The following is a 21,102-nucleotide window of genomic DNA, read 5'->3' on the forward strand; positions in this document are numbered from 1 at the left end:
TGCGAAAGCAGGAGCCTCGGGCAGATAAGGTGGTCGGTTGGGCCCTGGGCTCCTGCTTCCGCAGGAGCACGCGGGGGACCTAGTAGCGATAATCCACCGCAATGCGCACGGTGCGCGGGCGCTGCGGCGTGGTGTAGCCGCCGGTGCCGGTGCCAAAGGGCGTGCCGAGCGCGAAGCGGTTGCCGGTTGTGTCCAGCAGATTGGTGAGGGACAGCGTGACCCCTCGTCGCGCATCGCCGTAGCGGGCGGTGACGCCGGTATCGACATAATCGCCCTGCTGATCGCCCAGCACCGGCCCGATGCCAAGGCGCGAGGGGCCGATATATTTGAGCCAGCCGGCCAGCCGCAGATCCGCCGCACCCAGCGGCACGCGATAATCGATGCGCGCCTGCGCGGCATATTCCGCGACATTGGGAATGCTGCCAGGCGAGGCATCCGCGCTGAGCTGGCCCAGAGAGCCCAGAGCGGGAAGCTGGGCCAGGGCGTTGGTCACGGGCAAATCGGTGGCCCGCAGCGCGGCGAGCCGGAACGCCTCAGGCGTCAGCGCGATGACGCGGCTGTGATTGTAGACGGCATTGAAATCGATCTGCAGCCCCTCGAGCGGGAAGAGCGAGAGGCTGCCGGCTATGGAGGTGATGCGGCCATTGCCGATATTGGCCGTGGTTGGCAGCCCATTGCCGTCGATGAAATCGGCCTGGATGTCGCGCCAATAGGCGTAAGCGGCCGAAAGGCTGGCGGCGAAGCCATAATAAGCGCTACCCATCCGCACCCCGCCTTCCAGGCTCTGGATGTGATCGTTGCGGAACTGGCGGACGAACTGGGATTCGATGGCCAGGCCGCCGGGGCGGAAGCCCTCTTCATAGCGGGCATAGACGGTGAGCCCCGGCACCAGATGCGCCAGCACCTCGCCGGAGGGCAGCAGCTTGGTCTCGGTCCGGCTCGCGACAATATCGCCGCCCTGCAACGCGAACAGCGGCTGCACATCCTCCGCGCTGCCACTCAGCCGGCTATGGGTGATCCGCCCGCCGCCGCTCAGCAAAATGCCGCGCGACACCTCGACGCTGAGCTTGCCATAGCCGGTCAGCTCCGTGACGCGATTGCGCACGCCCGTCGCCGCGGCGCGCAGCGTGGTGAGCCCGAAGGCGCGGCGCTGCTCGGCCTCATTGTCGATGGCGCTGACGCCCAGCACCCAGCCAAAGCCATTTTCGACCGGGCGCCACAACCGCGTCTCGCTCGTCAGCATCCGCGTGCGGTTGCGCTGCTCGAACACGCGCGGGAGCGTATCCGTCCGTGTCGCATCGAAGCGCTCGTCCAGACCGTGGCTGACATAGGCATTGGAGGACTGGAAGCGCAGCGCGCCGAAATCCTTGCGGACCACCAGCGTCGCCATGCCATAATCGGCATTGGCATCCTCGACTACAAAGCTGTTGCGCGTGAGCGGCGGAGCCTCGCGGTCGGCATATTGCGAATCGTCGATGAGCGTCGACTGATAGATGCCGCCGACATCCACCGTCCATGCATCCCCTAGGTCCAGCCGCAGCACGGCGCGCCCGCCGGCAATGCGCGTGCGGTTGACGTCGTTCACGCCGCGCACCGGATTGTCGATATAGCCGCCGTCGGTGATGCCATAGCCGGTCAGGCGCAGGGCATGGCCGCGCGTGCCGATGGGCATGTTGACGGTCGCGGCGACATCGGCGCCCGGCTCGCCATGCTGGGTGAAGCTGAGCCCAGCGCTGGTCTCAACCGTGAACCCGCGCGGATCAGGATCATTGGGCACCAGCCGGATGATGCCGCCGAGGGACCCCGCACCATAGAGCGTGCCCTGCGAGCCCTCCAGCACCTCGACCTGCTTGATGTCCTGCAGGCGCAGATCCGGGTCCGGCGCATTATAGGTGAGGCGCAGGTCGCCCAGATACTGCCCTACCGTCGCCTGCGTTGGCCCGGTGAAGCTGGAATCGGCGATGCCCCGGATGAACAGCTTGTTGCGCCCGGAGCCCAGATGCGTCGAGGCAACGCTGGCGAGGCGCGAGGCGATGGAGTCCGTGCCGCGCTCACCGCCAAACCGCAGGTCACTGCCATCGAGCAGATGCACCGCGCCCGGATAATCCTCATAGCGCTGATCGAGCTTGCTGGCGGTGACGACGAAGGATTCCACTTCGGCCGGCGGGGCCGGAGGGGGTGGCGGAGCGACCGGACGCCTGGGCCTTTGCGCCTGCGCTACGGCAGCGGGCGCGCTCACCGCATCGATCCGCCAGCTCGTGGCGCTCAACTGCACGGCCCGGCTGCGCGTGCCGGCCAGCATCCGCGCAATGGCCTCGGCCGGCGTCATGGTGCCGCGCACGGGCTTGACCTTTGTGCGCCAGAGCGCGTCGCTGGTCACACTGATGCTGATGCCCGCCTGCCGCGCGAGTTGCGGCACCCGATCGGACAAGCGCCCTGCAGGCACGTCGATGGGCCGGGTCTGCGGCGCCTGCGCGGCGGCCGGCCCGGCGACGCCCAGCAGCGCCGCCGTGGCGAACAGCGCCAGCTGGGCACGAGCTATCTTGAGAGCGTCCACCCTCCGCTTTCCTTTGTCGCAGAGGTGCCGGAAAGGGCCGCGAGATCGTTCACCAGCCGTTCCTCGGGCAGATCGGTGCGCAGGGCCCCGCGGAAGCGGATGCCTGCCGCGGCTGGCGTGGTGCGCAGGGCAATGCCGGTGGTGCGCGCGACTTCCGCCGCGACATCATCCAGATGCACACCATCATAGACGAGCTGGCCGGCGCGCCAGCCGCCTACCGCTGCGGGACTGACCGCGCTCAGGTCCGTCGCGCTGCCATCATCCCGCACGGTGAAGCGATAGCCGGCATCGACGCGGATCGCCGCGCCGCGCGGATTGTAGACCACCGCGCCTTCCGACACGGCCACGCTGATCCGCCCGTCATTGCGCGCGACATCGAACACCGTGCCGACATCGACCAGCTCGGCGCCGCCGACCGACACACGGAATGGCGCAGCATCCTTGTGGACGACGGAGACGAGCACCTGCCCTTCCTCCAGCTCGATCCGGCGCGGATCGCTGCGGCTGAGCTTGACCGAGGAGCCGCCGTTCACCGCAATCTCGCTGCCATCGACAAGGGTGACCACTTGCGAGCGGCCCAGTGGGGTCTTCACCCGGTAGCTATCCGACGACGCCTGAAACAGGCCAATGCCGACCATGCCGGCGATGGAAGCCGCCAGCGCGCCCCCGACCCACAGCCGACGGCTGAAGCGACGCGGCATGGACGGTGTGGCGGGCGCGGCCCGGCCCCCGTCCCGCGCCACGGCGGCGCCCTCCGGCCAGATATCCTCCGGGCGGGCGGGCAAGGTATCAAGATCGGCATCCAGCGCGGCGAGCTGGTGATAGGCGGTCGCATGGGCCGGATCGCTCTCGAGCCAGTCGGTGAAGGCTTCCCAAGCGTTGAAGGCCGGATCGCGCTGGCGCATCAGCCAGTCGATGGCCGCAGCGTCCGCCGGGTTCATCCCCGCCTGCCGATCATGCGTCATCGGGCTGTCTCCTTGCGGCCAGCAGGGCAGCATAAGCACGGCGCAGATCGCTCTCGACCGTGCTGAGGCTTACCCCCAGCTCGGCGGCAATCTGACGTTGGGGCACGCCATCGAGGCGATAGCGGCGGAAAACCTGGGAGGCGCGCGAGCCGAGCGCGTCCAGCGCGCGGTCGAACCGCCGCAAATCCTCGCGCGCAATCAGCTGCGCTTCCGCAGTCGGCTCGGGTACGACCTCGCCCATGCCGCGCGCCTCCGTCCATGCCTGGTCGCGGGCACGGGCCTGCCGCTCGGCACGATAGCGATCGACCATGAGGTTGTTGGCGGCGCGATACAGATAGCCCAGCGGGTTGCCGACCGGGCCGGTAGGGCGCTGGGTGACGCGCATCCACAGTTCCTGAAACAGATCCTCGGCGGCATCTCCGGCGCCATGGGCAACCAGAAAGCGGATGAGCTGGACGCGATGCGCCATCAGCGCACTGGCCAGCCCCTGCCCTTCGACAGGACCGGTATCGGTTCCCGTTTCACCTCTCATGGCCCGTCCGTTGTGGCTTCCCCGTGCCTTCATCGCCCGGCGACCTGTGTCCCGGGTCGCACCTGAAGCTCCTGCGCGGTATAGCCCGCTGACACCGACGCGCAAGGGCCGGCGCAGCCTGCTCCACACGGGCTCCACGCCCCGTGAGCGAACGGCGCAAGGGGACTGTGAGCCAGCGTGCGTGCAGCGGTCGATCGCAAGGACGGTCATCTCCATTCAACTCCGGGTTGGGCAAGAGGGAGTGGGGGGGTGGTGGGCACGGTTCCACGCTCCCTCTTGCCCGCACATCGGCCTCAAGAACCGTTTAGAGGCCGATGCGAAGACTGGCGCGCAGCGACAGAGCCCAATTGCCCTGATACTGCTCCGCGCCGAGTTCACCGCCGATCTGGAAGCCGCTGTTGCCGGCGACGCCGCGCAGGCGCCCGACCCAACCACTTTCCCGATCATCGGGCAACAGCGTGAACGCCTCGCCACCCATGAACTGCGCCACCGTGGTACCGAGATTGCCGCTCACGATCTCGCGACGACCGGCCTCTACCTCCAGCCGGGACCAGCCGGACCACTCATCCTGGCCGCCCATGTCGATGCCCAGCACTGCGGTGCCGGTGACCGCCAGCTCGTCGCTGGTCCGCGAGCGCACGATGAGGTTCATGGCATCGCCGCCGCCCGTCTCGGTGTAGCCATTCTCCTTTAGCCGGAAATAATCGAGCGACACGACCGGGCGGAAGGAGATTCCGCCCTGCGACACCCAGTCGTAGGAGAGCGTGCCCATGGCCGAATAGAGTCGGGCATTGCGATCGCTATTGGCGGTCAGCGTGGTGGTGGCGCCATCCTTCAGCCCGTCGAAGCTGCGCTTGCCTTCCAGGTCGACGAAGCCGACCGACCCTCGCGCCGTCGCCCGCAAGCGCCCGGTCTTCAGGCGCCAGTAGCCGGCGACCTCGATCTGGTTGGCGGTCACCTGATTGGCCGTGTCGCCATCGCGATTGCGACCCCACAGATAGGCCACCGATGTACCGAAGCTGCCAAAGCCGGTCTTGATTTCGGCGCCGCCGCCGAAACCCCAGCCGGAGGTCTCATACGCCGCCGTGTCGCCGCGCCCCTTTTCGACGCCCCAGACGAGCTGGTTGATCCAGTAGCCCCATTTGCCTTCATCCTTGAACGGGCCGGTGGGGTCATCCAGCATCCGCCCGAAGGTGCGCGATCCTTGGGTGACGACCTGGAAGGTGCCGCCGGCATGATCCGGCAGAAGCTGGCGCAGGCTGGTGCGGAAGTCTTCGCCATCGGTGATGCCGAGGAAGGCGGTTTCCACCCGTTCGTCCTTGGAGAGGGCGGCATAGATCGCATCGAATGCCGCAGCCTCCGAGCGGTTGAGGCCTAGGTCCGCAGTGGTCTTGCGGCCGAGGGTCACGCTGAGCGTGTTGGCGCTGCTGCTGAGCGTCGCCTTGTAGAGATAGGGCACTAGCGCGGTTTCGGCATTGAGGTTGCCGGCGCCTGTGAGCGTGCCGGCGGTCAGCACCAGATGATTGCCCACTGCATTCTCGATATCGCTGACCCGCAGCACCAGCCGCGAGTCCGCCGCGAAGCTCGCGGTGCCGGCGACCGAGAGATAGGCCGTGCTGTTGCCGGCCGCCCCCAGCGTGATGCCGAGCGCGCCCTTGTCGGTCACGGCCAGGCTGCCGATCTGCGCCGGGCCCGTGAGATCGAGTGCACCGCCCGCAAGGCTGAGCGCCAGTTGGCCGGCATTGGCAAAGGTGCCGGAATAGACGGCGGTACCGCCAATCGAGAGCGTGCTCGCGGTGCCGCCGAAATCGGTCGTGCCCTTGAAGCGCGACGTGCCGGCAAGGCTCATCGTGCTCGTGCCGGTGCCGAAGGCGACATTGCCCGTGTAGACCGCATCGCCGCGCAGCCGGAGCGTGTCGGCTCCGGCCCCGAAGCTGGTGTTGCCGGTGACCGTCCCGTCCGCAATGTCGAACACGTCATTGCCGCTGCCGAACCGGACATCGCCCACAATGCTGGGCGCGGTGGCGCTGGCGGCCACCTCGGTCTGCTTGACGGTCACGCCGCTGCTGTTGGCGGTGAGATCGATAGCGATGTTGCGCCCCGAATCCGCCTTGGCGCCGGTCGCCGAGATGGCGCCGCTATTCTCGATCAGCGTCAGGCCGCCCGAGGCGTCGACGATGGCGACCGCGCTGCCGGCCTCGCCGGTCGTCGCCTTGATCGTGCCGGCATTGCGCAGGGTCGGCAGGCTGGCGCCGGCATCGACGCGTACGGCGGTCGCCGTCGCGCCATCCTTGCTGGTGCCGGTCGCCTCGACCTTGCCGGTAACGTGCAGCAGCGGCGTCGACGCCCCGGCGCCGAGGCGCAGGGCCGTCGCCGAGGCATCGCGGGCGGAGGCCTCGACGCTGCCACTGATGCCGATGCCCCCGGCGATGGTCACGGCGCCACCCTGGCCGCCGACGAGCAGGCCATTGCCCTGCACGCCGGTGTAGAGGCCGCTGCCGGACACGGTGCCGTCGATGATCAGGCCGTAGCCGCTGCCCGTCGCCGGCACCGCACCGATGGCGATATCCCGCCCGGCCGCGCCGATCCGCATCGCCGGTGCCGCGCCATAAGAGCGCACGACGGCGGAGCCTTCCTCGCTGTCCTTGATGCCGTCCTTGTCTTCGTCATCATCGGTGGTGCTGCTGTCTTTGGGGGGTACGGCAAGGATGATGCCGCCCGCGACATTGCCTTCCACGATGACGGCCGAACCGCCCTGCAGCAGGTCGTCCGCATCCAGCTTGGAGGGGTCCGACGGCGGCGTGGTATAGCGATAGCCGGTGGCGCTGATCGCGCCCTGAATGGTCAGCGTACCACCGACATTGCCCAGAAACGCAGCGCCGACCGCATTGACGCCCTGTGCGCCAACGGTGCCAGCAAGGCGGACATTGCCGCTGATGTCTCCGGCCTGCACGCCGATCGCACGATCGCCCAGCACGCTGGTCGTGCCATCGTGCGAGAAGGCGCCAGTGAGCGGACCGCCCAGCCGGATGCCGAAGGAATCATTGCCCTCGACCTGGATCGTGGCACCGCGCGCCACCGTGATGGCGCCGGAATAGGCGCCCAAAGTGCGGATGCCGTGGCGCCCGGTGCCGACCGCGAACGGCCCGTCGAGATCGCCGTCATTATCGCCATCGGTGGGCGTGTAGCTCTCATCAATGATGATCTTGCCGCTGTGGACGATGCCGCCCGACGTGCCGGCATTGGCGACGATGCCCGCGGCATTGTCCGCATTGCTGATCTGAATCGTGCCTTCACTGGTGATCTTGTTGGCACTGTTGACCGTGACCGCAACGCTACCTGCGCCGGTCAGTTCGATCGATCCCGCCGAGGCGATCTTGATATCGTCGGCCGCGCCATTGTTTGCGGTGGCCGTCGCGATTGCGGTGGTCCGCCTGGTCGTGATCGAGGTTTCCGCTGACGCCGCACTGGCAAGAGCGAAGGCGCAGGTGGAGGCAAGCAGGAAATGACGCATGAATACTCCGCTGGTCGTTCAGTACCGGGGAGTGTTCCCTCCCCCCTTGACCAGCAGGACGGAGCCGAGGGCATACAGCCTTGGCTCCGACCGATATTCTGCGCCGCGTGATGCGGCGACCGGCGGACTGAGGCCCGCCGATCCCGCAGCTTATTGCGGTTTTGCCGCCACGCTCATCACATAAGTGGCGACGTCGTTGATGTCCTTCTCGCTCAGCTGGCCCTCATAGCCCGGCATGGCGCCGGCGCCTTTCGTGACGCGCTCGACGATCAGCGCATGGGTGAGATTGGCATTGCCATCCAGCGAGGGGCCGATGGGGCCGCTGGCATCGGCTGCGGCCAGCGTGTGACAGGCACCGCACACGGTGCTCTCGAACACCTGCTTGCCATGGGCAGGATCGCCGGCGGGCGCATCGGCTGCCTGCGCCGGAATCAGGGCGAGCGGTGCTGCGGCGAGCAGGGCGGCAATCGCTGATATGCTCCACATCTTGGCGGCGTTTGCGCGTGTCACAGAAAATCCCTCCGTCCGAATCATTGCCATTCTAATCATCTGCGCCCTAAGTCAGGATCGGCAAAAAAGTCCAGAACCGCGCCTGACGCTCAAGGTCTTCGTTCCGGCGCCTGAACCGGGGCGGCTGAACGGCGGCTGACGCGCGCGGCAAGACGAGAGGAGCAGAGCCATGGGCCAGGCAGACACAACGCGCTTTTCCGACGTGCGCTTTCCCCAGAGCGGTGGGTGCCAGTGCGGCGCGGTGCGCTATGAACTGAACGCGCCGCCGCTGGGCATCTGGGCCTGCCACTGCAGCCTGTGCCGCAAGCAGAGCGGCAGCGCCTTTGGGCTCTCCATGGGTGTGGCTATCGAGAGCCTGGTGTTCACGCAGGGGACGCCGGCGATCTGGACGCGCGACACCGACTCGGGCCATCGGCTCGACTGCCTGTTCTGCGCTGATTGTGGGTCGCGGCTGGTCCATCGTCGCCATCGACATGAAGGCATGCAGACGCTCAAGCCGGGCACGCTGGACGATACGAGCTGGGTGGTGCCGGGGCGCCATTTCTTCGCGGAGACGGCGCTGGATTGGGTGAGGCCGCTGATTCAGGGCACGGACTAACCGCTGATCTAAAACCTATTTGGAATATTCTTTAAGATCAATCCAAATTCGCGCTTCCTCGGCTGAGGCTGCAAAGACCTCAAGTCTCTGGTGCCCCCTGCACTTGCCAATATCCCCAGTCAGGCCCATGGGATGGCGATGCTTTCGCTGCTCTCCATTCTGATCGGCGCGGTCGCGCTGATTCTTGCCATTCCCGCGATCATCCCCGGCCTTGGCTGGGCCAATTGGGTGATTGTGCCGATGGCCCTGTTCGGGGCGCTGATCGGCCAGTTCGCGGCGGGCACTGGCGCGCGCAATTTCTGCCTCGCCGTCGCCGCCTTCGGCATGTTGCGCCTGTGGGCCGGCGGCGGAATTTTCTGAACGAGAGCGGCAATATGAGCAGCCAACCCACCGACATCGCGGATGCCGAACAGGCGGCCCAACGGCGCGCGGGTCTGCTCGCCGGCGTCGGCGCCTATGCGATCTGGGGCCTGATGCCGCTTTATTTCAAGCTGCTCGGCCATGTCTCTCCTTTCGAGATCGTGGCGCATCGGGTGATCTGGTCCGTCGCCTTTCTCGCCATCGTGCTGGCGGCGATGCGGCAATATCGCGCCTTCGTCGCGATCTTCAGCCAGCCGCGCATTCTCGCCGCGCTGGCGCTGAGCGCGGTGCTCATCGGCATCAACTGGCTCGTCTATATCTGGGCGGTGGATACCGACCATGTCGTGGCGGCGAGCCTTGGCTATTTCCTCAACCCGCTGGTCAATGTGCTGCTTGGCACGCTGGTGCTCAAGGAAGTGCTGCGCCGCCGGCAGGCTGTCGCCATCGGCATCGCGGCGGTGGGCGTGGCATTGCTCGCCATCGGCGAGTGGCAGACGCTCTGGATCAGCCTCGCGCTGGCGATCAGCTTTGCCTTTTATGGCTTGGTCCGCAAGCTGACGCCGGTGCCCTCGACCTCGGGTTTGGCGGTGGAGACGCTGGTGCTGTGCGCCCCGGCCCTCGCGCTGGTGAGCTTTTATGCCGCGCAGGGCACCCTGGCCTTCGGTGAGGATCGCTGGGTGACGCTCGGCCTGATCGGCACCGGGGCGCTCACCTCCGTGCCGCTGATCCTGTTCGCTATTTCCGCGCGCGCCCTGCCGCTCGTGACCCTTGGGCTGATGCAGTATATCGCTCCCTCGCTGCAGTTCCTGTGCGGGGTGTTCCTGTTCGGCGAACCGATGTCCGCCGGGCGCTGGGGCAGCTTCCTGCTCATCTGGCTCGCCCTCGCGCTGTTCGTGTGGGATAGTCTGAGCGGCGCTCGCGCGCGGCGGCGCACGCTGGCATGAGCAGCGCCGCCGCTGCCGCGGCCCCCTCCGCGCCCGCACGCCGCGACCGGCCCCTGTTCGCGATCATGCTGCGGCTGCTGGCGATGATGATGATCGGCGCGACCTACGCCATCGGCAAGCTGCTGATCGAGCGCGGCGCCAATCTGGCCGAAGTCGTGTTCTACCGGCAGTTATTCGCCTTCCCCGTCGCGGCGATCTGGGCGGTCGCACTGATGGGCACGGCCCTGCTGCCCAAGGCGCCGATGCGCACCCATATCACCCGCACCAGCCTCGGCATGATCGGCATGTTGCTCAACTTCGGCGCGGTCGCATTGCTGCCGCTGGCGGAGGCGACCTCCATCGGCTTTACCATGCCGATCTTCGCCACCATCCTTTCCGCCCTTCTGCTGCGCGAACAGACCGGTATCCACCGCTGGAGCGCGGTGCTGCTCGGCTTTGTCGGCGTGGTCATCATGACCCATCCGGACTCCGCCAATTTCGCCTCTGCCGGCGTGTTCGTGGCGCTCGGTGGGGCGATGGTGACGGCGCTCGTTGCCATCGTATTGCGCGATCTCGGCAAGCGCGAATCGGCCCCGATCATCGTCTTCTGGTTCACCCTGCTCTCGCTGCCACCGCTTGGGCTGATGCTGATCTGGTACGGGCAAAGCCACGATCCCGTCGCATGGCTGCTGTTCGTCGGCCTTGGGCTGACCGGCGGGGCGGCGCAATTGTTTATGACCTCGGCCCTGCGCTACGGGCCGGTCTCCATCGTCATCCCCATGGATTACAGCCAGATGATCTGGGCCACGCTGGCCGGCTGGCTGCTCTGGTCCTACTGGCCGGAGCCTTCAACGTGGGTCGGGGCGGGCCTGATCGCGGCGAGCGGCCTCTACATCGCCTGGCGCGAGCATGTGCGCCGCCGGGCGCTCACCGTCAGCCCGGATGAGGACCGCGCCGGAAGATCAGGCTGAGATTATTGGCCGGCATCTCGACAACGCGCTTCAGCTCGAAGCCCTCGGACGCCGCTGCCGCCTCGACATCATGCACCCAGCGCAGGCCCCAGGCGGAGTCGCGCGCGCGCAGCGACTCATCGAAAGCGAGATTGCTTGGGGCCGTCTCCACCTCGCAGCGGAAATAGGGGCCGTAAAGAAAAAGCGGCGCGCCTTCCGGCAACAGCATCGCCGCGCCGTGGAGCAGGCCGAGCGTCGCAGCCCAAGGCGAGATATGCACCATGTTGATGCACAGGATCGCGTCCGCCTCGCCGATCGGCCAGGCCTCGGGGTCGGCGGCGTCGATCTGCAGCGGCGGGGCGAGATTGGGCAGCGCCACCTCATCCGCCCAGGCGGTGATCGAGGCGCGCGCGACCGGGTCAGGGTCGCTCGGCAGCCAGCGCAAGGCAGGGAAGCAGCGCGCGAAATGCACGGCATGTTCGCCCGAGCCGCTGGCGATCTCCAGCACGAGCCCGGTGGCCGGCAGGGTCTGCGCGAGCAATTGGGCGATGGCATCGCGGTTGCGCACCGTGGCGGGGGCATGACGCTTGCCGCCCCGTGCGGGGGCTTCACCGGTCAGCCAAGGCTTCGACCTGTCATCCATCGATCCATGCTCCCTGTTCAAGCTCACCCTCTATAACAGACCGGGCGACGAAAAGAGGCATCAAACCGACGTAAAATGGCTCAATCCCAGCGCATGACGGTCTTGCCGATCAGCGCACCCGCCTCCAGCGCGGCGTGCGCCTCGCGCAGCGTGTCGACACTGGCTGTGAGCGTTCGGGTGCGGGTGGAAACCAGCGTGCCCGCATCGACCAGCGCCGCCACCTGCCGCAAAACCGCCTGCTGCTCGGCCATGCGAAAGCCGTTGATCGACTTGGCGAACATGAACTCCCAGTGGACCGAGAGCGCCTTCTGCTTGAACGGCAGGATGTCCAGCGCGGCGGGATCGTCGATGACCATGAGATGACCAAAGGGGCGCAACAGCGCGGGAATGACCGGCAGATAGGCGTCGGTATGCGTGGTGCTGAAGATGGCATGGAGATCATGCAGGCCCAGCGCCGCCAGTTCGGGCTGCACGTCGCGGCCGATGACATGATCGGCGCCCATAAGCTGCGCGAAGGCGACCGTCTCCGGCCGGGACGCGGTGGCGATGACGGTGGCCGGGGTCAGCGCCTTGAGCAGCTGGATCGCCATCGAACCGACACCCCCTGCCCCGCCGATGATCAGCACGCGGCTGTCCGCATCATAGACGATGCCGCGCTCCAGCATCGCCTCATAGGCGGTAAGCGCGGTCAGCGGGAGGGCGGCGGCATCGGCGAAATCGAGGCTCGCGGGCTTGTGCGCGACAAGGCGGTGATCGACCGCTTGCAGGCGGGCATAGCTGCCCGGCCGGTTGAGATCGCCGGCATAATAGACGGCATCACCAACCGCAAAGCCCTGCACCTGCGCGCCAACGGCCTCGACGATGCCGGCAGCATCCCAACCGAGCACGACCGGCGCATTCGCCGTGCCGCCGCGGCGCTGGCGGATCTTGGTATCGACCGGATTGAGCGCGAACGCCACGACCCGGACCAGCAGATCCTGTGGGCCGGGCACCGGATCGGGCAGGTCGCGCAGGGTGAGCGCAAAGTCCGTCAGCGGGTGGGCGGCGTCATAAGCAAAGGCCTTCATCGCGGGTCGACTCCTGGCTCCTGAATTGGGCATCTGGTTGGAAAGGGCGCCGTCAGTCCTTCAGGCGGACCCAGACCGGGGCGTGATCGCTGGCTTTCTCCCGCCCGCGATAGGCCTTGTCCACCTGCGCATCGGCCAGCCGGTCGGCAGCAGTGGGCGAGAGCAGCAGATGGTCGATGCGGAAGCCCGCATCGCGTTGCCAGGCGCCGGCTTGATAATCCCAGAAAGTCCACACGCCGCCGAGCGGATGGCGCGCGGCCAGCGCATCGGTCCAGCCGTCGTTGAGCAGGGTCTTGTAGGCGGCGCGGCTCTCCGGCTGCATCAGTGCATCGCTGGCCATGGCGGGTGGCGACCAGACATCGCGATCGAACGGGATGACATTATAATCGCCGGCCAGCACGGCGGGCACTTCCTCCGCCCAGATCTGCGCCGCACGGGCGCGCAGCCGCGCCATCCAACGCAGCTTGTACTCGAACTTGGGGCCGGGCACCGGATTGCCGTTGGGCAGATAGATGGAAGCGATGCGCACCCCGTTCACGTCCGCCTCGATGTAGCGGCTGTGCTCGTCTTCCGGCTCTCCCTCGAGCCCGCGCGTCACTTCCTGCGGGGTGGCGCCCTTCGCCAGGATCGCGACGCCGTTAAAGCCCTTCTGGCCGTGCCAGATGGCGCCATAGCCGGCATCCTCGATATCCTTGATCGGGAAGCCTTCATCCTGCGTCTTGATTTCCTGCAGGCAGGCGACGTCCGGCTGGGTTTCCGTCAGCCACTCGACCAGACGCGGCAGCCGCGCCTTGATGCCGTTGATATTGAAGGTCGCGATCCGCATGAACTAAAGCCCTTTTGCCGGCACCTGCCAGTGAGGGTCCGTCTTAGGGAGAAGCGGGGCGCTTCGACAAGCGCGTCCCGGCGCAAACGCTCAGAAAGTCAGACCGAGAAGCTGGTTCCGCAGCCGCAGCCGGCGGTGGCATTGGGATTTTCCACCTTGAAGGCGGCGCCGCCGAGATTGTCCACAAAATCGACCACGCAGCCCCGCACCAGATCGAGGCTCATGGAATCGACGACCAGCTTCACGCCGTCCGTCTCGACCATCACATCGTCCGCCTCGGGCGCATCGGCCAAGCCGAAGCGATACTGGAAGCCGGAGCACCCCCCGCCTTCCACCGCGAGGCGGAGAATAGCCGGCTTGCTCTGGCGCTCGGCGATCCAGGCGACCCGTGCGGCGGCGGTGGGAGAGAGGCTGATATCCATGGCTGCTAGATAGGGCGCGCGCGCCACAACGGCAAGCGGCGGCCCGCAAGGGAGCCGCGTCGCGCTTGACGATAGAGAAGGAAACTCAGGACAGCCTGCTCACCCGAGCGGGCGAGCGGCGATCAACGATCGCGGTTGTCGGTGGGGCGGTTGGCTTCCGGGCCACCCATGGCGACCTGACGATCGCTGTGCTCCTTGGCCTCGGCCAGAGCCAGCTCGTAATTGGTGCCTTCCAGATAGGGCATCGGGTTCACGGCGCTGCCGGCGATGCGGACTTCATAGTGAAGGTGGCTGCCGGTCGAGCGACCGGTGGAGCCCATCAGGCCGATGAGCTGGCCGCGACGGACGCGCTCATTGGGCTGGGCGATCAGCTTGGACATGTGGCCGTAGCGGGTCTCGAGGCCGTTGCCATGGTTGATCTCGACGAGATTGCCATAGCCGTTCACCCACTGCGAGCGGCGCACGACGCCATCGGCCGTCGCATAGATCGGCGTGCCGATCGGGCCGGGAATGTCGATGCCCTGATGCATGCGAGCGCGGCCGTTAAACGGATCGCTGCGGGTACCGAAGGAGGAGGTGAGACGCACATCGTCGACCGGCTGGCGCGACGGGATGGAGGCCTTGCTGTCCGTGCTCTGCTCGGTGGACTGCTCCATCTGGACCATCGCCGAGAAGAGCGAGGCAAACTGGGCGTCGTGGCCGGCATCGGCCAGGGCAGGAGAGGCAACCATCAGACCGGCAATCGCCAGAACCTTCGCGGCAGCTTTGAGGACACCCTCTTTGGCGAAGGTCATAGCGCTCGAATCGATCATTTGGACCCCGTGATGGGCCGTGACCGACCCCTCAATGTTTTTGTGTTTCCGGCTCATGTGAACCGGCTGGGGCTTTTCGAGCGAAGAACGGGTTAAGGCGCAAGAGGCAGGTAGAAATCGCGCGTCAAACCGGCCTGACTCCGCGCTGAGTCGTTGAACGGCGGCTTAACGGCACCGCGAAAGTGGCGCCGAACCAACATTTGGTAGCTTTCCTGCGGGTTTGCGCCGGATCGATTCATCGACCACAAAAACCATTTCGTCCCTGCGCCGACATGACGAACTTCGTCGTCAACGATTCGGGTCAGCATCCGCGCGGTCCGCTCATCGTTGAAATGCCTGAAACGCACGATGGTTTCCGGCGTGATGTCCAGCGCCCGCGCTTCCAGCACCATCGGCACGATGGCGAGGCGAGCAGCGACGTCATGCGCGGTTTCGATCGCGGCCTCCCACAGACCGTCATGGGCGGGCAGATCGCCATAGGCGCTGCCCAGTTCCTCCAGCCGGCGCGCAAGCAGGGCGAAATGCATCGCCTCGTCGGCACCGACACGCAGCCAGTCGTCGGCAAAGTCGGGCGGGAAGTCCGCGCCAAAGCGTGCGATGAGATCGAAGGCCAGGTCGATGGCGACGAATTCGATATGCGCCAGCGCGTGAATCATCGCGATGCGGGCGCGCTCCGAGCCACCCTTGCCGCGCTTGGGCATGCGGTTGGGCGGCAGAAGCTCAGGGCGCTCGGGCCGGCCGGGTCGGTCTGGCGGGGGCGTATCGAACCGGTGCGCGAGGCGCCCGAGGCGCCAGTCCCGTGCCGCCTTGCGTGCCGCCATCACCTTCTCGCGCGGATTGCTGCATTGCAATACGGCGACGCAGGCCTCGCCCAGAGTAGCGGGTTCAGTCAGAGCCATTCCATCAGAGCCTTCCCGATGTAGAGCATGCCAATCGCGGTGACGATCCACGCCGTATAGCGCCGGAAGTGGCCGTCACTGATCCGGTCCAGCAGTCGCCCGCCAAGCATCGTGCCGACCATGGACAGCGGCACGGCGATGGCGAACACCCACCAGGGCGGCATGGCGCTCCGCCCCGCAAGCAGCATCGGCGTTCCGAACACGCCGATCTTCGCGATATGACTGAAAACCTGTCCCGCCGCCTTGGTCGAAACGATCTGGTGGCGAGTGAGCGGGGTGCGGACGAAGAACACGTCCATCATCGGGCCGGCAACGCCCGCCGTCAGGTTGAGACCAGACACAGTGAACCCGGCAAGGAAGGCATGGGAGGGCCGGGATGCATCGAGGGCGATCCACCGGCGGGGCAGCCAGACGACCAGCGGCACCAGCCCGAGCAGCAGGAACAGCAAGGGCCGCGAGGGCGAGAAGCCGACCATCGCGACCACCGCACCTGCAGCAAAGACGCCCAGGGCATAAGTGCGCATGATCGGCCAGACGACATGTTCGCGATGCACCACCGCGCGCCAGCCATTGGCGACAAGCTGGAGGATGCCATGCGTAACGAACGCCGCCGACACCGGCAGCAGGAAGGCGAGGATGCCCATCAGCAGCAATCCCCCCGCCATGCCGAAGATGCCGGAAAGAAACGCGGTGGCGAAGGCCGCGATTATGATCAGGACGCCCGTCATTGTCGGCGCGGTTAGCCGCTTTTGGTCGGCCCGTCACCCGCCTGCTTGCCCATCACCAACGCGCCGCCGCATCAGTCTTGCCGGGCGAGAACGACGCGCCTAGGGCGAAACCGTGTGACGGATCAATGATCGCGACAGCACGGAGGGGCCAGGCATGATGAGCGCGCAGCAGATGAGGGACCAACGGCCATGAGCAGCGGGGGCACCTTCTCTCCCTTGCGCCACCGGACCTTCCTGCTGATCCTGCTCGGCAGCCTGTTCTCGCACTTCGGCAATGCCATCCAGTCCGTGGGCGCCGCCTGGCAACTCACGATCACGGGTCAGCCGGCCGACGTCATCGCCCTCGTCCAGAGCGCGACCAATCTGCCGATCATGCTGCTGGCCCTGCCGGCCGGCGCCTGGGCGGACATGTTCGACAAGCGGCTGGTGATGCTTGGCGCGCAGACCGGCATGGTCTCGCTTTCCATCCTGCTGGCGGCGCTCGCCTTTGTCGGGACGACACCGCCGGGGCTGCTCATCGGCCTCACCGCCCTGCTCGCGTGCGGCGTGGCCTGCTTCAACCCGGCGCTCGCCTCCTCCATCGGCAGCATCGTGCCGCGCAGCGAACTGGCCGCGGGCGTCGCGCTCAACATTCTGGCCTTCAACATCGCCCGCAGCCTTGGCCCGGCCATCGGCGGCGGCATCGTCGCGCTGGGCGGCGCGAAGGCCGCCTTCGTCGTCAATGCCCTCTCCTATCTGATGGTTATCGTCATCCTGCTGCGCTGGCACACCGCGCCACCGGCACCAGCCACAAGGCGCCCGCTGCTGACGGTGATCGGCGAGGGCTTCCGCTTCGCGCACGGCTCCCCGGCGATCCGCACCGTGCTGGTCCGCGCCATCAGCTTCACGCTCGCCGGCAGCGCCGCCTGGGCGCTGATGCCACTGGTCGCAACACAGATGCTCGGCCGGGGATCGATGACCTTCGGCCTGCTCCTCGGCGCACTCGGCCTAGGCGCGGTGATCGGCGCGGCGAGCAGCACATGGTTCCGCCAGCGCTTCTCCAGCGAGGCGATCATCCGCGGCGCGGGGCTCCTCTATGGCGCGGTGTGCGTGTGCGTTGCGCTCGGCATCGGGCTGGTCCCCACGCTTGTGCTGCTGGTGATGGGCGGCGCCGGCTGGGTGCAGGCGCTCTCCGGCTTTGCCGTTGCCGGCCAAATGTGGTCGCCCGCCCCGCTTATCGGGCGCATTACCGCCATGGTGAGCAGCCTGACCTTCGGCGGGATCGCGCTGGGGAGCTGGCTCTGGGGCCATGTGGCGCAGGCCCATGGGGTTGCCAGCGCCCTGCTGTTCTCGGGCCTGGCGATGCTGGTTCTGCCGCTCATCGGCCTGATCTGGCCGATGCCCCGGCACGAGGGCGCTAAGCCCGCCTGAGGCGCTGCTTCCCCGGGGCCTCCCCCGCCCTCCTGCCCCCACGCTCTTGCCGCCGCTGGCCCACGCGCCTAGGGAAGCAAGGGACCATGGCCGATCCCCGCATCATCGACATCGTGCTCGACGAGAAGACGATATTGTGGCGCAGCGCGGATGTGGAGCAGGAGCGACGGATCGCGATCTTCGACCTGCTGGAGGGCAATCATTTCGCACCGGTGCGCCAGCATGAGGACGGCTATGCCGGCCCTTACCGGGTGTTTCTCCGCGTGGCGGACGGGCGGCTGGTGATCGAACTGCGGCGCACGGACGACAGCGCGCTGGAAGCGATCATCCTCGGCCTCGCCAGCCTGCGGCGCGCGATCCGGGACTATTTCGCGATTACGGAGAGCTATTATCAGGCGATCCGCCAGGCGACGCCGAGCCAGATCGAGACCGTCGACATGGCCCGGCGCGCTGTCCACAACGATGCCGCCGAATTGCTGCGCGGGCGGCTGGAGGGGAAGATCGACGTGGATTTCGATACCGCGCGGCGGCTGTTCACGCTGATCTGCGTGCTGCATATCCGCGCATAACAGGACTGACGAACAACATGAGCACCACAAAGGCCAAGCGCATGAGCAGCGCTCCGGGCGCCCGGCGCCGGCGGATCAAGGTGACGCCGCTGCGCCTCTTCATGCTGCTGCTGGTGATCGGCGGCGGACTGGTAGCGGGCCTGTTCATGCTCGCCCGCAGCTGGACGCCCTCGGCCAGATATTTCCCCGTGCAAGGCATCACGCTGAGCGCGCAGAGCGGTACGATCAACTGGCGGATGGCCCGCGCGGCAGGTGCCGACTTCGTTTATCTACGGGCCACCGATGGCGCGCGCGGGCGGGACAGCGCCTTTAATGATTATCTCGCCGGCGCGGTCGCCAACGACATGCGCCACGGCGCGATCCATCGCTATGATCTGTGCAGCAGCGCCTCGGCGCAGGCCACGCGGTTCATCGCCACCGTCCCGCGCGACCCACAGATGCTGCCGCCGGTGGTGGAAATGGGCTTCGACCTGCCCTGCACGGCGCGGCCCAACCGCGATACGCTGCTCGCCGAGCTGAACACCTTTCTCAACCAGATCGAAACCCACTCCGCCAAGCCCGCCGTGATCCGCACCAGCCGCGAATTCGAGGCGGCCTATGACGTGGCCGGTGGCATCAACCGCACCTTGTGGGTGGACGGCGACTTCTTCGTGCCCGATTACACCACGCGTCCCTGGACGATGTGGACCGCCTCCACCTGGAAGCGGATCAACGGCGTCGAGGGGCCGATCGAATGGAATGCGGTGCGGCAATGAGCGATGAAGCGACCCGACAAGACCTGACAGCGCCGACCCCGGACGAGCGCACGCTGATCGACGCCGCCCGCGGCGCAATGGCGCAGGCCCATGCGCCCTATAGCCGCTTTGCGGTCGGCGCGGCCTTGCGGCTGACCGACGGGACGATCCTCACCGGCGCCAATTTCGAGAATGCGAGCTACGGCCTGTCGCTCTGCGCCGAGACCGTGGCCATCGCTGCCGCCAATGCGCAGGGGCAGCTACGGGATATCGCGGCCATCGCGGTGACGGGCGCCGCGATGGACGGCGGGGATGGCGGCATCATCACGCCCTGCGGTCGCTGCCGGCAGATCATCAAGGAGGCGCAGGATATGGGCGGGCGCCCGCTGACGATCCTGTGCGCCACGCCAGATGGCGGCGCCGTGCTGCGCCTTACGCTCGACGCGCTGCTGCCGCACGCCTTCGGCCCGGCCAATCTCGGCATCGGTCCGGGCTGATCCTCACCATATCATCGCCTCTGGCATTCGGCGCGGCGAGCGATTAGCAACGCCCCCATGGCCATACTCTCCGACAAATGGATTCGCCGTCAGGCGCAGGAAAACGGCATGATCGAGCCGTTCGTGGAAAGTCAGCGGCGCGAGGGCTGCATCAGCTACGGCCTCTCCTCCTACGGCTATGACGCGCGAGTGGCCGAGGATTTCAAGATCTTCACCAATGTCGACAGCGCCGTGGTGGACCCCAAGGATTTCGCCGCCAACAGCTTCGTCGACCGCAAGACGGACGTGTGCATCATCCCGCCCAACAGCTTCGCGCTGGCGCGGACCGTGGAATATTTCCGCATCCCGCGCGATGTGCTGGTGATCTGCCTCGGCAAATCCACTTATGCGCGCTGCGGCATCATCGTGAACGTGACGCCGCTGGAGCCGGGCTGGGAAGGCCATGTGACGCTGGAATTTTCCAACACCACGCCGCTGCCCGCCAAGATCTACGCCAATGAAGGCGCCTGCCAGTTCCTGTTCCTGGAAGGCAATGAGCCGTGCGAGACGAGCTATGCCGACCGCGCCGGCAAATATATGGGCCAGCGGGGTGTGACTCTACCCAAGCTCTGATCGCGGAGGCATATCGCCGGAAAGCTTTTGCTAAGCACGATTGCGCTGGCCGGATCGCGCCCGCTCGTTTTATATGGAGAGGCACATGTTTGGCCTCTTCAAATCCAAGTCAAAGCCTGAACCTCTGACCCATGCGCCAGACCTGGGCGAGGGCCGCCGCGTCTATGCGATCGGCGACATTCATGGCCGGCTGGATCTGCTGCTCGAACTCATCGATCTGATCGCGGCCGACGACCATAGCCGTGGCCCGACCGGCAGCACGCAACTGGTGTTTCTGGGCGATTATGTCGATCGCGGGCAGGACAGCAGGGGCGTGATCGACTATGTGCTGCAACTTCGCGACTGGTGGCCGAACATCCTCTGCCTGCGCGGCAATCATGAGGAAGTGTTCGCCATGGCCGTGGAAGGCGATGAGAGCGCGCTGCGCTTCCTCACCCGCATCGGCGGCCGCGAGACGCTCCTCTCCTATGGCGCCAGCGAGGCAGATCTCGACACGATGACGCTAGGCGAACTGCGCGACTGGCTGACGAGCGCGGTGCCGGACACGCATCGCGCCTTCCTCGCCGAGTTGACGGACAAGGCGATCATCGGCAACTATGCCTTCGTCCACGCCGGGGTCCGGCCCGAAGTGCCCCTGGACGAGCAGGACGAAAAGGACCTGCGCTGGATCCGCGAGGAATTCCTGTTCTACGACGAACCGCACGATTATTTCATCGTCCATGGCCACTCGATCACCGAGGCGGTTGAGCCGCGCGAGAACCGGATGGGAATCGACACCGGCGCGTACAAGTCCGGCGTGCTGACAGCGGCCGGACTTGAGGGCACGGAGCGGTGGTTTCTCTCGACCGGTAGATCGGGGGCTAGGTCGGCTCCGTCAGGCACAACGCAGACACTGCGATGAGTGCAGCCGGACTGCCCTCGCTTCCCGTCACCTACGGCTCCCCACCGCTCCGTTCGTGTCGAGCGAAGTCGAG

22 protein-coding genes are annotated in these 21,102 nt (G+C 66.7%); 10 read left to right on the top strand and 12 right to left on the bottom strand.

Annotation, left to right across the window (positions count from 1 at the left end; all coding sequences use genetic code 11):
- Positions 1-79: 79 nt before the first annotated feature.
- From M2337_RS00370 to M2337_RS00390, 5 genes are all read right to left on the bottom strand, one after another.
- Positions 80-2,557, bottom strand: coding sequence for a TonB-dependent receptor (locus M2337_RS00370; protein ID WP_264571228.1), 2,478 nt, complete (start codon positions 2,555-2,557; stop codon positions 80-82).
- Positions 2,539-3,522: a FecR family protein gene (locus M2337_RS00375; RefSeq protein ID WP_264571229.1), complete on the bottom strand. Its 984-nt coding sequence runs from the start codon at positions 3,520-3,522 to the stop codon at positions 2,539-2,541. The genes M2337_RS00370 and M2337_RS00375 overlap by 19 nt, the downstream gene beginning before the upstream one ends.
- Positions 3,512-4,054 carry a sigma-70 family RNA polymerase sigma factor gene (locus M2337_RS00380; RefSeq protein ID WP_264571230.1) on the bottom strand — a complete coding sequence of 181 codons (543 nt, stop codon included), beginning with the start codon at positions 4,052-4,054 and terminating at the stop codon, positions 3,512-3,514. Before M2337_RS00380 ends, M2337_RS00375 begins: the two co-directional genes overlap by 11 nt.
- 304 nt (positions 4,055-4,358) lie before the next feature.
- The gene (locus M2337_RS00385; protein WP_264571231.1) at positions 4,359-7,568 is read right to left on the bottom strand and encodes an autotransporter domain-containing protein; all 3,210 of its coding nucleotides are present in this window, start codon (positions 7,566-7,568) and stop codon (positions 4,359-4,361) included.
- 150 nt (positions 7,569-7,718) lie between these two features.
- Positions 7,719-8,078 carry a c-type cytochrome gene (locus tag M2337_RS00390; protein WP_264571232.1) on the bottom strand — a complete coding sequence of 120 codons (360 nt, stop codon included), beginning with the start codon at positions 8,076-8,078 and terminating at the stop codon, positions 7,719-7,721.
- Positions 8,079-8,247: 169 nt separating this feature from the next.
- On the opposite strand from M2337_RS00390, the gene M2337_RS00395 reads away from it, so the two are divergent.
- The 4 genes from M2337_RS00395 (at position 8,248) to M2337_RS00410 (ending at position 10,930) form a co-directional block, all read left to right on the top strand.
- A complete protein-coding gene (locus M2337_RS00395) occupies positions 8,248-8,676 on the top strand; it encodes a GFA family protein (protein WP_264571233.1) in 429 nt (142 codons plus the stop codon).
- 132 nt (positions 8,677-8,808) lie between these two features.
- Positions 8,809-9,036: a hypothetical protein gene (locus tag M2337_RS00400; protein ID WP_413716210.1), complete on the top strand. Its 228-nt coding sequence runs from the start codon at positions 8,809-8,811 to the stop codon at positions 9,034-9,036.
- A 14-nt stretch (positions 9,037-9,050) separates the two neighbouring features.
- Positions 9,051-9,980 (top strand): EamA family transporter RarD, encoded by a 930-nt coding sequence (gene rarD / locus M2337_RS00405; RefSeq protein WP_264571234.1) that lies wholly within the window; start codon positions 9,051-9,053, stop codon positions 9,978-9,980.
- Entirely contained in the window at positions 9,977-10,930 is a 954-nt protein-coding gene (locus M2337_RS00410) for a DMT family transporter (protein WP_264571235.1), read from the top strand. The genes rarD and M2337_RS00410 overlap by 4 nt, the downstream gene beginning before the upstream one ends.
- Here the strand turns inward: M2337_RS00410 and M2337_RS00415 are convergent.
- From M2337_RS00415 to M2337_RS00445, 7 genes are all read right to left on the bottom strand, one after another.
- Positions 10,893-11,552 carry a class I SAM-dependent methyltransferase gene (locus tag M2337_RS00415; protein WP_264571236.1) on the bottom strand — a complete coding sequence of 220 codons (660 nt, stop codon included), beginning with the start codon at positions 11,550-11,552 and terminating at the stop codon, positions 10,893-10,895. The genes M2337_RS00410 and M2337_RS00415 overlap by 38 nt on opposite strands.
- 80 nt (positions 11,553-11,632) lie before the next feature.
- Positions 11,633-12,619, bottom strand: coding sequence for a zinc-binding alcohol dehydrogenase family protein (locus tag M2337_RS00420; RefSeq protein ID WP_264571237.1), 987 nt, complete (start codon positions 12,617-12,619; stop codon positions 11,633-11,635).
- A 52-nt stretch (positions 12,620-12,671) separates the two neighbouring features.
- A complete protein-coding gene (gene xth, locus M2337_RS00425; protein ID WP_264571238.1) occupies positions 12,672-13,445 on the bottom strand; it encodes an exodeoxyribonuclease III in 774 nt (257 codons plus the stop codon).
- Between the two features lie 98 nt (positions 13,446-13,543).
- Entirely contained in the window at positions 13,544-13,867 is a 324-nt protein-coding gene (gene erpA / locus M2337_RS00430) for an iron-sulfur cluster insertion protein ErpA (protein WP_181560559.1), read from the bottom strand.
- A 122-nt stretch (positions 13,868-13,989) separates the two neighbouring features.
- Positions 13,990-14,679: a M23 family metallopeptidase gene (locus M2337_RS00435; protein ID WP_181560560.1), complete on the bottom strand. Its 690-nt coding sequence runs from the start codon at positions 14,677-14,679 to the stop codon at positions 13,990-13,992.
- A 92-nt stretch (positions 14,680-14,771) separates the two neighbouring features.
- Complete coding sequence (locus M2337_RS00440; RefSeq protein WP_264571239.1) at positions 14,772-15,578, bottom strand: ferritin-like domain-containing protein; 807 nt, start codon at positions 15,576-15,578, stop codon at positions 14,772-14,774.
- On the bottom strand, positions 15,569-16,306 hold the full coding sequence (locus tag M2337_RS00445; protein WP_264571240.1) for a sulfite exporter TauE/SafE family protein: 738 nt from the start codon (positions 16,304-16,306) through the stop codon (positions 15,569-15,571). Before M2337_RS00445 ends, M2337_RS00440 begins: the two co-directional genes overlap by 10 nt.
- 189 nt (positions 16,307-16,495) lie before the next feature.
- On the opposite strand from M2337_RS00445, the gene M2337_RS00450 reads away from it, so the two are divergent.
- From M2337_RS00450 to M2337_RS00475, 6 genes are all read left to right on the top strand, one after another.
- On the top strand, positions 16,496-17,716 hold the full coding sequence (locus tag M2337_RS00450; protein ID WP_264571241.1) for an MFS transporter: 1,221 nt from the start codon (positions 16,496-16,498) through the stop codon (positions 17,714-17,716).
- A gap of 86 nt (positions 17,717-17,802) precedes the next feature.
- Complete coding sequence (locus M2337_RS00455; RefSeq protein ID WP_264571242.1) at positions 17,803-18,285, top strand: UPF0262 family protein; 483 nt, start codon at positions 17,803-17,805, stop codon at positions 18,283-18,285.
- Positions 18,286-18,302: 17 nt separating this feature from the next.
- Positions 18,303-19,040 (top strand): GH25 family lysozyme, encoded by a 738-nt coding sequence (locus M2337_RS00460; protein WP_264571243.1) that lies wholly within the window; start codon positions 18,303-18,305, stop codon positions 19,038-19,040.
- Entirely contained in the window at positions 19,037-19,516 is a 480-nt protein-coding gene (locus M2337_RS00465; protein WP_264571244.1) for a cytidine deaminase, read from the top strand. The genes M2337_RS00460 and M2337_RS00465 overlap by 4 nt, the downstream gene beginning before the upstream one ends.
- 57 nt (positions 19,517-19,573) lie before the next feature.
- Complete coding sequence (dcd, locus tag M2337_RS00470) at positions 19,574-20,128, top strand: dCTP deaminase (RefSeq protein WP_181560566.1); 555 nt, start codon at positions 19,574-19,576, stop codon at positions 20,126-20,128.
- Between the two features lie 85 nt (positions 20,129-20,213).
- A complete protein-coding gene (locus M2337_RS00475; protein ID WP_264571245.1) occupies positions 20,214-21,029 on the top strand; it encodes a metallophosphoesterase family protein in 816 nt (271 codons plus the stop codon).
- The last annotated feature ends 73 nt before the right edge of the window (positions 21,030-21,102 follow it).

It is taken from the genome of Sphingobium sp. B2D3A, from assembly GCF_025961795.1.
Classification (GTDB): domain Bacteria; phylum Pseudomonadota; class Alphaproteobacteria; order Sphingomonadales; family Sphingomonadaceae; genus Sphingobium.

Coding starts and splice junctions, on each gene's coding strand:
- xth (WP_264571238.1), bottom strand. CDS start 13,445: ATGCGGATCGCGACCTTCAATATCAACGGCATCAAGGCGCGGCTGCCG.
- M2337_RS00395 (WP_264571233.1), top strand. CDS start 8,248: ATGGGCCAGGCAGACACAACGCGCTTTTCCGACGTGCGCTTTCCCCAG.
- M2337_RS00415 (WP_264571236.1), bottom strand. CDS start 11,552: ATGGATGACAGGTCGAAGCCTTGGCTGACCGGTGAAGCCCCCGCACGG.
- M2337_RS00445 (WP_264571240.1), bottom strand. CDS start 16,306: ATGACGGGCGTCCTGATCATAATCGCGGCCTTCGCCACCGCGTTTCTT.
- dcd (WP_181560566.1), top strand. CDS start 19,574: ATGGCCATACTCTCCGACAAATGGATTCGCCGTCAGGCGCAGGAAAAC.
- M2337_RS00400 (WP_413716210.1), top strand. CDS start 8,809: ATGGCGATGCTTTCGCTGCTCTCCATTCTGATCGGCGCGGTCGCGCTG.
- M2337_RS00460 (WP_264571243.1), top strand. CDS start 18,303: ATGAGCACCACAAAGGCCAAGCGCATGAGCAGCGCTCCGGGCGCCCGG.
- M2337_RS00410 (WP_264571235.1), top strand. CDS start 9,977: ATGAGCAGCGCCGCCGCTGCCGCGGCCCCCTCCGCGCCCGCACGCCGC.
- rarD (WP_264571234.1), top strand. CDS start 9,051: ATGAGCAGCCAACCCACCGACATCGCGGATGCCGAACAGGCGGCCCAA.
- M2337_RS00475 (WP_264571245.1), top strand. CDS start 20,214: ATGTTTGGCCTCTTCAAATCCAAGTCAAAGCCTGAACCTCTGACCCAT.
- M2337_RS00440 (WP_264571239.1), bottom strand. CDS start 15,578: ATGGCTCTGACTGAACCCGCTACTCTGGGCGAGGCCTGCGTCGCCGTA.
- M2337_RS00450 (WP_264571241.1), top strand. CDS start 16,496: ATGAGCAGCGGGGGCACCTTCTCTCCCTTGCGCCACCGGACCTTCCTG.
- M2337_RS00435 (WP_181560560.1), bottom strand. CDS start 14,679: ATGATCGATTCGAGCGCTATGACCTTCGCCAAAGAGGGTGTCCTCAAA.
- M2337_RS00455 (WP_264571242.1), top strand. CDS start 17,803: ATGGCCGATCCCCGCATCATCGACATCGTGCTCGACGAGAAGACGATA.
- M2337_RS00375 (WP_264571229.1), bottom strand. CDS start 3,522: ATGACGCATGATCGGCAGGCGGGGATGAACCCGGCGGACGCTGCGGCC.
- M2337_RS00380 (WP_264571230.1), bottom strand. CDS start 4,054: ATGAGAGGTGAAACGGGAACCGATACCGGTCCTGTCGAAGGGCAGGGG.
- erpA (WP_181560559.1), bottom strand. CDS start 13,867: ATGGATATCAGCCTCTCTCCCACCGCCGCCGCACGGGTCGCCTGGATC.
- M2337_RS00385 (WP_264571231.1), bottom strand. CDS start 7,568: ATGCGTCATTTCCTGCTTGCCTCCACCTGCGCCTTCGCTCTTGCCAGT.
- M2337_RS00420 (WP_264571237.1), bottom strand. CDS start 12,619: ATGAAGGCCTTTGCTTATGACGCCGCCCACCCGCTGACGGACTTTGCG.
- M2337_RS00465 (WP_264571244.1), top strand. CDS start 19,037: ATGAGCGATGAAGCGACCCGACAAGACCTGACAGCGCCGACCCCGGAC.